This window comes from Bradyrhizobium sp., assembly GCF_019244115.1.
Taxonomy (GTDB): Bacteria; Pseudomonadota; Alphaproteobacteria; order Rhizobiales; family Xanthobacteraceae; genus Bradyrhizobium.
This window is the reverse complement of sequence record NZ_JAFATE010000230.1, coordinates 1-6,499: the sequence shown is the minus strand read 5'-3', so window position 1 is coordinate 6,499 and position 6,499 is coordinate 1. Positions and strand designations below refer to the sequence as shown.

Sequence of the window (6,499 nt, the reverse complement as noted above, 5' to 3'; positions counted from 1 at the left end):
GCCGCGCCAAAATGGCGGAAGCGCTGCGCCGCTTCGCGGGGCTGCCCGCGGCGGCCAGTGACGAGCGGGCAAGGTTCGAGCGCAAACCGCAGCCGGCCGAGATCAACGCCGCGGCGGGGTGACGCGCCACGAGATGAGGTTCGATCGGTACCACATGGGTGGCGCGCTCCCTCCCCCGTTTGCGGGGGAGGGCTGGGGTGGGGGCATCTGAACGACGCCGCGATGTGCGGGGCTTGCCCCACCCGCTGTCGCACACCGCCGGGTCACGGCCGCTTTTCGAAAAACAGCAGTGTAGGGTGGGCAAAGGCGCGCTTGCGCCGTGCCCACCATCTCCCAGCGAACCGCGACCTCGATGATGGGCACGCTTCGCTTTGTCCACTCTACGGCTTGGTCGGCCGTGCGTGCGCCCGCCGCCGCTTTCAAAGCCGCTTTTCGAAAAACAGGTCCGGATAGGGATCGTCATTGAAGCGCGCGATCTCGCGCCAGCCGCTCGTCCGGTAAAGCTGGCCCGCTTCGGGAAGCGCGCTGTTGGTGTCGAGCCGCAGCACGGTGATGCCGAGCGCGCGCGCCGCGCCCTCGGCCGCATCCATCAGGCGCCGGGCGAGCCCGAGGCCACGCGCTGACGGTGCGACCCACAGCCGCTTGATCTCGGCGAGGTCGCCGTCCGTTCCCTTCAGTCCGACGCAGCCGATCGGCAGGCCGTCGGAGATCGCCACCAAAAACGCGCCGCGCGGCCGGCGCATGTCGGCGGCGTCGGGATCGCGCGAGCGCGCGACATCAAAACCTTGCGCAAAGCGGCGCGCGAGCTCGCCATAATATTCGCCGAGGCAATAGCGCGCCTCGGTGCTCGTCGGGTTCATCTCCTGCACGGTGGCGCGGCTCACGCCGAGCGCCGAGCCGATCATGTCCATTGCCGCGAGCAGCGCATCCGGTCGGGCGTGCCGGGCCAAGAACGCCTCGGCTTGCGCGTTGGAAAGGGCCTCATAGGCCTTGAACTCGCGCCGGCCGGCGCGTGTCAGCGTCGCGACGCGGCGGCGTGCGTCATCGGCATGCACCATCGTCTCGATCAGTCCCTCCTCCTCGAGACTGCGGAGCAGGCGGCTCATCAGGCCCGAGTCGAGGCCGAGATAGTCGCGGATCTCGGCGATGTCGGAACGTCCCTGCCCGATCGCATTGAGCACGCGCGCCGCGCCGAGCGGCCGGCCGCGCCCCAGAAACGAATTGTCGAGCGCGCCGACCTCGGAGGTGACGGCGCGGTTGAACCTGCGGACGCGGGAGACGGCATCGAGCATATATCTGACTTAAGTCAGATAATAGCCATTGTCAAACAGGCGAGGCTCCGCCCTTTCACGGCCGCATGGCTGCGCCGCATCGCCGGCCGGCCAGAGACGAGCGGGCGCGCTTCTGTCCCAATGTACCTGCCCCCCATAGATAGAATAGCCGGGGACCCGAGGCGTTGTGGTGGTAACGATGACGGCGAGCAATAAAGTGTCGAATCCAAACGCAGGGAATTGGCCCTTGCCAAGCGCCGGCTTCATTATCTTCTTACCCTGGCTTACCTTGCCTGGTTGTGTCCGGGTCGACCGCTTTCGTTTCTGTCCTTTGCAGATTACGGAAATTGAATCAATTGTCGGGCGCGACATTGCACCAACGGTCGAGAAGGTGCTCAAGTGTTATGTCGGCAAGAGCGGTCAGCCGGTTAAGAGCTGCACAATCGTACTCCGAGCGCGTCACCCGCATGCTTGGAACATCCCACGCAATCATTGGGACCTAGTTGCACAGGCAACGAAAACGCTGGCGTTAGCTTGCTTGGCTGAGCAGCGGTTTTTCGAGGGACACTTCAGTCCACACTTAAACTCAACCATGTTCCGAATTATCGGTCAGGGGGTTGAAGCCGGATCAGACCGGATCTCGCCCTTTTTTCCAAGGCGTGGCGGCGGTCTGCAGATTGGGGGCATGCGGTACAAAGACATTCAGTTCCAGCGGCCGGCTCAGATTGAAGGGACAGAGTGCCACGTCGTCAACCAGCATTTGATCAAAGCGATTGCAAAAGCGCGACGTTCAAACTGTTCAATAATCCCGGCACTAGAATTGTCGCTGGACACCTTCTTGCTGGCTCACGCCGAAACTTCAGAGCTGGATTGGAAAACTTGTGTGCTCTTATCGGCGATCGCATTTGAGCAAATACTGGAACCAGCCATCCCAAATGCACAGGCCGTGGCGGCAGCGTTCACTGATTGCTGGGCAGCTTTTGCGAGACGGACGATTGCGAAAGCGAAACGGATAAAGCCCGATTCAAAATATGTTGAAGCTCAAAAGAATTGGCCAATTCATCGAAAATGGATGAAGGAGCTCTACGAAGCACGCAGCTCGATAGTCCATCGAGGCCCCAAGTCGGAATTCAGTCAGAATTGGACAGATTGGCAGCATCTCGTAATAGCCGCGTTCACTTATCCGCTGATCGTCAAGTTGCGACTTGCTAAGGAGGGTCTTTATGGCCTGAGTGATCGCGAAATCGGCGCGTGCGAAGCACTCGATGAATTACTTGATAGCAGTTGGGGTAAAGGTTGGAGAAATCCGCCAGAATGGCCAACCATTCTGGGGCTTGCAGAGGGACATCGAGAACTCCAGACCACGATAGCTCGCGCGCTCGAGTCCAAAGCGAAGGATTCTTAAGGCCCAGCAAAATGCTCGTCTAAGCAACGATTTTGGCGCGGTAGCGCCATTGTCGGCTTTGAAGATTGACTCGCATCCACATGCGTGTCGACCAAAAGCTGCACCGCGGTTGAGACCTTCCCACTCGGAACATCCTCTGCACGCCCTCAGATTACTGCGGCGGCCACACCAGCAGCCAGGCGCCCGCGGCTAGGCATCCAATACCGGCGGCACGCGCGATCCATCGTCCGAACGGGGTCAGTTTCTCCAACAGGACAAGCAGTGCCAGCAGCGCAATCCAGAGCACGTTCATCACCCCGCCGACGAACAACAGCGCCATCAGGATCCAGCAGCAGCCGACGCAATAGCCGCCGTGCCGAAGCCCTAGCAGCAGGCAGCCTCGCACGTCCTTGCGAAAGCCGCCGTTGCGCATCAGGAACAGAAACGGCGACTGGCACTGCGCGAGACAGACGTTCTTGAGCGGCGTCCATTGATAGGCCCCTGCCGCGATCAGCACGATGGCGCCGAGCACGCTGCTCGACATCACCATCTTCGAATCCAGCAGGGCTGCGCGCTCGATCCCCCATTGCAGAAAAGTTGCCGCCAGCGAAAAGGCGCTCCAGGCGATGAGATAGCCGGCCGCAAACCAGCCGGTCGCAGCGAACGGCTTGCCCTGCGCCCTGCTCTGCCTGCCCACGCGGGCGTACATCAGGATCATGGGCGCTACCGACGGGCCCATCATCCCGACCATCATGACAGCCCACATCACGAACACATAGCCGAACTCGATCGCGCGCCATGGCTCGCTGGCGGGCAGCATGAGACCGACTCCGGCCGGGATCATGCGAAAATCAGTCATGTCCATGCCGCCCATGTCCATGTCGCTTGCGAGCCAGAGCACATAGAACCATGCCAGCGCGACGATGATGGTGATCGCGCCGCCGACGATGAAGCGGTCGCGGCGCAGCACGGTTTCAAGGGCGCTGTCGGTCATTGCGAGTGATGTGGCCGGCCTTGTCGCAGGGCCGGATCAGGCGTTCGACCAGCTGATCGGCGCGTACAGGCCGTTCTTGCCGGAATTGTCCCAGCGCATGCCGTGATCGGTGAAAACATTGCCGGCGGCGCCGACGGCCATCACCATCCTGTCGGGGCTGACCGGATGGCCGATGTTGGCCCACATTTCCCCGCTCGGATGCATCGTCGGCAACGGATCGACGGACATGTGCAGAATGTCAGGGATTTCCGCGGACCGCGTCTTGCCCTCGATGTGGAATGTGATCGGGACCTTACGCACCCCGAGATTTTTGCTGATCAGCGGCGTGAATGCGGCCATCGGACCGCCGGCGGCGCCGGTGAAGATCGCGGCCAGCGCCTCGGTCTGCGCATCGTCGGCGCGCTGATCGATATAGGCGGCGACCGACCAGTTTCCCTCTGCCATGACCCCCGGTGCGTGGAGGATCACCAGAACGTTCAGTCCATCGAGCGCGACATCGCCATAGCGGCCGCTTTCGACGTGGAAGACCAGCGGCACGTTGCAAAAGCCCTCGGTCGGTCGCGCGGTCAACGGGGCGGCCGCTGACACCAGGCACGGACACACGATGCTGCAGCTACAATTCTCAAAATAGTCACCGGAAAGGTGCCATGCGACCTGGTCCGCCATCGCTCTCTCCCGCTAGGCCGCAGCCAATCGATTGCTTTCGAATGAGCAACTTATGGGCGAAAGGTACGCTGTGCGGGGAGGAACCGCAAGCCGATACCGTTGTGCGGGGAAATCCTCGGGATGTGCCCCACGGATATATCCGTAAGATTGCGGGGATGGGCGAATACCGGCCAATTTGCAACCGCACTGGCATTGCGGTTGCACAGGCAGCGTCGAACCCGACGCCAGCCCCCAGGCGTCCCACACCGGAACAGACCCATGAAGCCGACATCCCGTTTAGAGACGCCCGTAAGCAATCCCCGCACCACGATGAAACTGCAGGCGCTGATCGCCGACCTGCGCTGGCAGGTTCACCTGCTCGAGTCCGATATCCAGGACGAGCAGAAGCGAACGGGCATTTTTGACGTCACCAGCGTCGCCTACCCCACCCTCGCCCGCAATCTCAGGGCCAGGCGGGACAATCTCCTGGTCACCATCGCCTTGCTGGAAGGCCAGTTGCCGGGGGCGGAGATCGCCGCTTGACCGACAGCCGCTGCGGCGACAATGTTTTTTGCGATGGACGACCGCAGTCATATCGCCAACCTCATCGGTTCCCTCGCTGTCCACGTGGATGGGCAGCATTGGGACCGGCTCCTCGCCTTGTTCGCACCGCGGGTCGGCGTCGACTATACGTCGCTGTTCGGCGGCGAAGCACAGGCGATGACGCGCGAGGATCTCATCGGCGGCTGGCGAAAACTGCTTCCTGGCTTCACGCGGACCTGTCACGTCATCGGCACGCCTGACGTCGCGATCAGCGGCGACACCGCCCGGGCGGCCGCCTCCGTCGTGGCCTGGCACTTCGTGAAGGAGGTGGAATTGGCCGGACGGGACCTTTGGCTGGTCGGCGGCTGTTACGACATAAGTTTTGAGAAGATCGACGGGGTCTGGCACATCGCCTCCCTGACGCTCGCCCGCGCCTGGGCGGAGGGCAATCTCGATCTGCCGAGAATTGCCGGCGAGCGGGCCACAAGGTGATCTCGCCAAAATACGCTTTAGCGGGTAGCCTTATGATGGCCGGCGACCGGCCGAAAAAAAGACATATCCGACACTGCGTCCGCCGAAGAAAAACAGTCCCATGCTGGCCGATCCACGCTCCATCCTCAAATCCGTATTTGGCTATGACAGCTTCCGCGGACGGCAACGTGACATCATCGAGCATGTGACTTCAGGCCACCACGCCTTCGTCTTGATGCCGACCGGCGGCGGCAAGTCGCTCTGTTATCAGATCCCGGCGCTGGTGCGTCCAGGGATCGGACTCGTCATCTCTCCGCTCATTGCGCTGATGGAAGACCAGGTGGCGGCGCTCAGACAGGCCGGCGTGAAGGCCGCGGCGCTCAATTCCCGGCTCTGGGGCGCGGAAAAGGATCTGCTGTGGCGGGATATCGCAGAGAGCGAACTGGACCTGCTCTACATGGCTCCGGAAACGCTTCTGAAGGGCGAGAACCTCGATCGGCTGAAATCCGCCCAACTCTCTCTCATCGCCATCGATGAGGCGCACTGCGTTTCGCAATGGGGCCATGATTTCCGGCCCGAATACCGTGCGCTCAGTTGTCTCGCAGACCTCTTTCCCCGCGTGCCGCGCATCGCGCTCACCGCGACCGCGGATGCCCCGACCAGGGCGGAAATCGTCGAGCATCTGAACATCGGCGCTCAGAACAGCTTCATCTCCGGCTTCGACCGCCCCAATATCCGTTATGGCGTTGCCGAGAAGACCAGCACGATGCAGCAGATGCTGCGCTTCCTGGAACCCCGCAAAGGCGAGAGCGGCATCGTCTATTGCCTGTCCAAGCGCAAGACCGAGGATATCGCCGCCACCCTCAACGCCCATGGCTTCACCGCGCTGCCCTACCATGCCGGCATGGAGATGAAGGCGCGGGAAGCAAACCAGCGCCGCTTCCAGCATGAACAAGGGCTGATCATGGTCGCCACCATCGCCTTCGGCATGGGAATCGACAAGCCCGATGTGCGCTTCGTGCTGCATGCGGACCTGCCGGCCAGTGTCGAAGCGTTTTACCAGGAGACCGGCCGCGCCGGCCGCGACGGCTTGCCCGCCGAAACCCTGATGCTCTACGGCGCGGAGGACATCGCGCTCCGCCGCCGCTTCATCGACGAGTCGGAGGCTTCAGATGCACGCAAGCGCACCGA

Annotated in this window: 7 protein-coding genes; 4 read left to right on the top strand and 3 right to left on the bottom strand. The window is 62.2% G+C overall.

Annotation, left to right across the window (positions count from 1 at the left end):
- Positions 1 to 419: 419 nt before the first annotated feature.
- Complete coding sequence (locus tag JOZ76_RS10400; protein ID WP_291698544.1) at positions 420 to 1,292, bottom strand: bifunctional helix-turn-helix transcriptional regulator/GNAT family N-acetyltransferase; 873 nt, start codon at positions 1,290 to 1,292, stop codon at positions 420 to 422.
- A gap of 178 nt (positions 1,293 to 1,470) precedes the next feature.
- Between JOZ76_RS10400 and JOZ76_RS10395 the strand changes: the two genes are divergently transcribed.
- Positions 1,471 to 2,676 (top strand): HEPN domain-containing protein, encoded by a 1,206-nt coding sequence (locus JOZ76_RS10395; protein WP_291698543.1) that lies wholly within the window; start codon positions 1,471 to 1,473, stop codon positions 2,674 to 2,676.
- A 151-nt stretch (positions 2,677 to 2,827) separates the two neighbouring features.
- On the opposite strand, the gene JOZ76_RS10390 is transcribed toward JOZ76_RS10395, so the two are convergent.
- Both JOZ76_RS10390 and JOZ76_RS10385 read right to left on the bottom strand, forming a co-directional pair.
- On the bottom strand, positions 2,828 to 3,649 hold the full coding sequence (locus JOZ76_RS10390) for a DUF2182 domain-containing protein (RefSeq protein ID WP_291698542.1): 822 nt from the start codon (positions 3,647 to 3,649) through the stop codon (positions 2,828 to 2,830).
- A gap of 36 nt (positions 3,650 to 3,685) precedes the next feature.
- Positions 3,686 to 4,315, bottom strand: a complete 630-nt coding sequence (locus JOZ76_RS10385; RefSeq protein WP_291698541.1) for a DUF1326 domain-containing protein — start codon at positions 4,313 to 4,315, stop codon at positions 3,686 to 3,688.
- A 258-nt stretch (positions 4,316 to 4,573) separates the two neighbouring features.
- Between JOZ76_RS10385 and JOZ76_RS10380 the strand changes: the two genes are divergently transcribed.
- The 3 genes from JOZ76_RS10380 to JOZ76_RS10370 all read left to right on the top strand — a co-directional run.
- Positions 4,574 to 4,837, top strand: a complete 264-nt coding sequence (locus JOZ76_RS10380; protein WP_291698540.1) for a hypothetical protein — start codon at positions 4,574 to 4,576, stop codon at positions 4,835 to 4,837.
- Positions 4,838 to 4,870: 33 nt separating this feature from the next.
- The gene (locus JOZ76_RS10375) at positions 4,871 to 5,329 is read left to right on the top strand and encodes a nuclear transport factor 2 family protein (protein ID WP_291698539.1); all 459 of its coding nucleotides are present in this window, start codon (positions 4,871 to 4,873) and stop codon (positions 5,327 to 5,329) included.
- Positions 5,330 to 5,429: 100 nt separating this feature from the next.
- A partial coding sequence (locus tag JOZ76_RS10370; RefSeq protein ID WP_291698538.1) for a RecQ family ATP-dependent DNA helicase occupies positions 5,430 to 6,499 on the top strand: 1,070 nt, incomplete at its 3' end.

Coding starts and splice junctions, on each gene's coding strand:
- JOZ76_RS10400 (WP_291698544.1), bottom strand. CDS start 1,292: ATGCTCGATGCCGTCTCCCGCGTCCGCAGGTTCAACCGCGCCGTCACC.
- JOZ76_RS10395 (WP_291698543.1), top strand. CDS start 1,471: ATGACGGCGAGCAATAAAGTGTCGAATCCAAACGCAGGGAATTGGCCC.
- JOZ76_RS10390 (WP_291698542.1), bottom strand. CDS start 3,649: ATGACCGACAGCGCCCTTGAAACCGTGCTGCGCCGCGACCGCTTCATC.
- JOZ76_RS10385 (WP_291698541.1), bottom strand. CDS start 4,315: ATGGCGGACCAGGTCGCATGGCACCTTTCCGGTGACTATTTTGAGAAT.
- JOZ76_RS10380 (WP_291698540.1), top strand. CDS start 4,574: ATGAAGCCGACATCCCGTTTAGAGACGCCCGTAAGCAATCCCCGCACC.
- JOZ76_RS10375 (WP_291698539.1), top strand. CDS start 4,871: ATGGACGACCGCAGTCATATCGCCAACCTCATCGGTTCCCTCGCTGTC.